This is a genomic window from Rhodococcus sp. CX (genome assembly GCF_015865005.1).
Taxonomy (GTDB): Bacteria; Actinomycetota; Actinomycetes; order Mycobacteriales; family Mycobacteriaceae; genus Rhodococcus.
In genome coordinates this window covers 19790-23496 of record NZ_JADZGH010000221.1, presented here as the reverse complement: position 1 = coordinate 23496, position 3707 = coordinate 19790, and the positions used below count along the sequence as shown (strand labels likewise).

The 3707-nt window shown below is 65.2% G+C and carries 3 protein-coding genes; 2 read left to right on the top strand and 1 reads right to left on the bottom strand.

The window, feature by feature from the left end; genetic code table 11:
* A partial coding sequence (locus I0Q12_RS33770; RefSeq protein ID WP_231611345.1) for an alpha/beta fold hydrolase occupies positions 1 to 412 on the bottom strand: 412 nt, incomplete at its 3' end.
* A 772-nt stretch (positions 413 to 1184) separates the two neighbouring features.
* Between I0Q12_RS33770 and fabG the strand changes: the two genes are divergently transcribed.
* Positions 1185 to 2021: a 3-oxoacyl-ACP reductase FabG gene (gene fabG, locus I0Q12_RS24425; RefSeq protein ID WP_197255564.1), complete on the top strand. Its 837-nt coding sequence runs from the start codon at positions 1185 to 1187 to the stop codon at positions 2019 to 2021.
* Between the two features lie 43 nt (positions 2022 to 2064).
* The coding region (locus I0Q12_RS24420; protein ID WP_231611344.1) for a ketoacyl-ACP synthase III at positions 2065 to 3707 on the top strand (1643 nt) is incomplete at its 3' end.

Genomic DNA, 3707 nt, shown 5'->3' with positions numbered 1-3707 from the left:
ACCGGGCGACGCGTGCGGTCAGCGAACCGGGGAAACGTCGGGCGCCGGCGGCGAGGACGGCGACGCCGCGCACCAGGTCGGGCCGGTCCGCCGCCAGCACACGGGCGACGTAGTGGCCGAAGGCATGACCGGCCACCACGGCCGGTGCCGCATCGAGGCGCTCGAGCACCTCCGCGACGTCCCGAGCGAGATCGTGGAGGTCCAGACCGTCCATCGGGCCCGTGCTCGCGCCGATGCCACGCGGCTGGGGACGCAGCACCCGAAAACCGGCTGCGGCGAGATCGTGTGCGACAGGATCGAAGTCGAGGGAATCGCGTCCGAGGGACGGCAGCAGGACGACGGTGGGACCGGCGCCGTCGACGAGCACCTCCATCCGGACGTCGCCGAATCGGACCGTCTGGTTGTCACCCATGTCCGTCACCCTAGTGGGCCCTTGTGGGTGCACCCGATGGCCCCCTCTCCGGCACGGCGTGTCAAATCGGACGGATACCTCGGATCGGTGTGGCACCGAGCGCCAGTCAAACCCCAATGTGACCATGTTCACATCGGACGGGTCACTTCTTGAGGAGTTAACACGGACAAATGTTTCCGGTCCGTGACCTCGAACTATTGCTGCACTCAGTGCATTCCACACGCGGTCGGCAGCCTTACCCGCCACCGATGCACTCGCACATCGTACTTTCGCTTGTACCAACGATTTTCAAAACATACCGACCGAATGTTGCTCATTATCTTGATACTTCAACCTCGAAACTCACGTACGCCAGTTCCCCTCGGCAGGTAAACAATTGGTGAAGTCCACCCGAACATGCCGTTGGCACGTACCCATCGGTACATGCTGGACGTATGACCAGTTCGATGCCCGAGACGGGCCCATCGAACGTCCAAATCTCTTCTGCACCCGCATTTTTCGAATTTCAGACCGCTTCGGTGGGGCCCAAAGTCCTGACCGCGAGACAGACATGACAAACCGCGGGGGATGCTGCAGGATCGTTGTTGTCAGCAACCACCCCCGCGATTGAGATTTCGATCCTTTCGGCCCACAGCGGTTTTCGCCGCAACCTCGGAAAGCAGCAGGGGCATCCGAGGAGAGGGGCCGGGGTGCCGGCCGAACCCGACGACGGTTCGCGCTCGCATCGACACACCACCTCGCGTCGAGGACGACCAGAGCAGGAGAATACGAAATGACCAGCACCCTCGAACCGTCGACCACCACTGCCACCGCACCCGGTAACAAGCTCCGCGGACGCGTCGCATTCGTGACAGGCGGAACCCGCGGGATCGGTGCGGCCATCAGCCGCAGCCTCGCCGCCCAGGGTGCAACCGTGGCCGCAGGTTACGGCCGCAACACCGAACAGGCAGCGCAGTTCCTCGACGTTCTCAACCGCGAGGCCGGGGAAGGTGCCGGCATGAGCGTGCACCAGGGCGACGTGTCCGACCCCGCCGAGTGCCGCCGTACCATCGACGAGGTGATCGAGCGCCACGGCCGTCTCGACATCCTGGTCAACAACGCCGGCATCACGATCGACCGCACCGTCCCGAAGATGACCGACGACGACTGGAACACCGTCATCTCCGTGAACCTGTCCGGGGCCTTCTACCTCGCGCAGGCCGCGATGAAGCACATGCTCCCCCGCGGCACCGGGCGCATCGTCAACGTCTCGTCCGTCATCGGCGAGACCGGCAACATCGGCCAGGCGAACTACGCGGCGTCCAAGGCCGGGCTCTTCGGCCTCACCAAGACCCTCGCCCGCGAGGCGGCGTTCCACCTCGCCCGCGCCGGCAAGCTCAACGACGGTGGCATCGGCCTGACCATCAACACCGTCACCCCCGGCTTCGTCGCCACCGAAATGGTCGACGCCATCCCGGACAAGGTGCTCGACCAGATCAAGGAGAGCATCCCGGTCAAGCGCCTCGCCCATCCCGACGAGATCGCACGAGTCGTGCATTTCCTCGCCGCCGACGCCTCCTCTTACATCACCGGCCAGGTGTGGGGCGTCAACGGCGGCCTCGACATGTGATCATCTCCAGTTCCACAACTATCCCGAACGGCGAATCGTCCACATGCAGCAATTCGAAGTGAATCGACACGGTCGAATCGTATTTCCGTGCAACTTCTTTCCCGATCTCGACTTCTCGACGATCACAAGTCTCGAGCAGCTCGACTCGATCATCCGGCGTGACTTCGACACGAAGGCGCCGACGGTCTCGGAGATGATCGCGCGCAACGAACGAGGTGCCTACCGGTCGAAGACCGACCTCATGCGCGACATGGCACTGAACGTGTACTGGGCGAATCGTTTCGTCATCACCATGTTCGAGAAGCGTCCGATGCGCTGGGCGGACGTCCCGCGCACCCGCGACGATGTCTACATGCCGGTGATGACCCCGTGGCCCGGCAGCGAAGCCCGCGCCGCGGAGATCGAGGACGCGTTCCGCGCACTTCCCTCCGGGCCTGACGCCACCGCCGAGGAGCACATCTTCGACGTCCTCTTCGACGTGTTCGCCGCGCGCAAGAACATCGCGTCCGACCTTCCGACGGTCAAGCCCACCGTCGCGCAACTGCTTGCCGATCCGAGCAACATGACGTTGCGGCTCGGCGACTACGACCCCGACTTCCGTCGCTACAGCTACGACGAGATCCTCGACGTCAGCGAGGACGTCGCGGAGCTGGAGGCCCTGCACCGCTGGGCGATGGTGCTGCACAACCAGCAGCCGTGGGATCGCACCCAGGCCGAGCTCGTTGCGGTCGAGGACCTGAAGGACGACGACTACGTGGTGGTCCTGCATCCGCGTGATCGTCATGTCCAGCGCTTCATCGCCAAGGCACTGGCCGAGCCTGCGTCCGGCACGCTGCTCGCACCGGTGTCCCCGTACTCGGCGCAGGAGCCGGTCGAACCGGTGCGTCCGTTCCCGCCGATCGACGTGCGGCGCGACTTCGCCGTCCAGCCGCGGATCGAGGCGTTGTCGGCGGTGCACGGCGACACCGTCTGCACGAACGAGGACCTGATCCGCAACTCGGCCTACAGCTGGTCGCCGATGACGGCGGACGAGATCACCGCGAAGACGGGGATCGAACAGCGCCGCTACACCTCGGGCAGTTTCGAGGAGCTCGCACTGAAGGCCGCGAAATCGGCTCTCGCCCATGCAAATCGGGGCCCCGAGGAAATCGGCGGCGTCCTCGTGTGCACGTGCACCAGCTCCCGGCCCATTCCGTCGCTGGCCACCTGGCTCTGCGGCGAACTGGGTATCGGCCAGACGCACGCGGCGTACGACCTGGTCGCGGCGTGCGCGGGCCTGCCGTACGGCCTCTCCGAGGCGACCCGCATTCTGCAGCAGGTCCAGCGACCGGTGCTCGTGGTGTGTGTCGAGAAGTTCTCCGACAAGGTCGGCAACGTCCGACCGTCGCGGATGATCTTCGGTGACGGCGCGGCTGCGATCGTCCTCGGTGTCGCGCCGGAGGGTACCGAAGGCGACATCGAGTACCTGCAGACCTTCGCCGGAGGTCCGGCCAGCGAGATCAACTCGATCATCTGGCCGAACCCGGACTTCGACAACGCCATCACGGTCTACGGACCCGAGGTGAAGTCGCTGGCCGGCCGGTACCTCGGGCAGATGCTCGACGAGCTGAAGGAACTCCCCGCGCCCGACGGACGGCAGGGCACCCTGCTCGACAACATCGACGTGGTCGTTCCGCATCAGGCCAA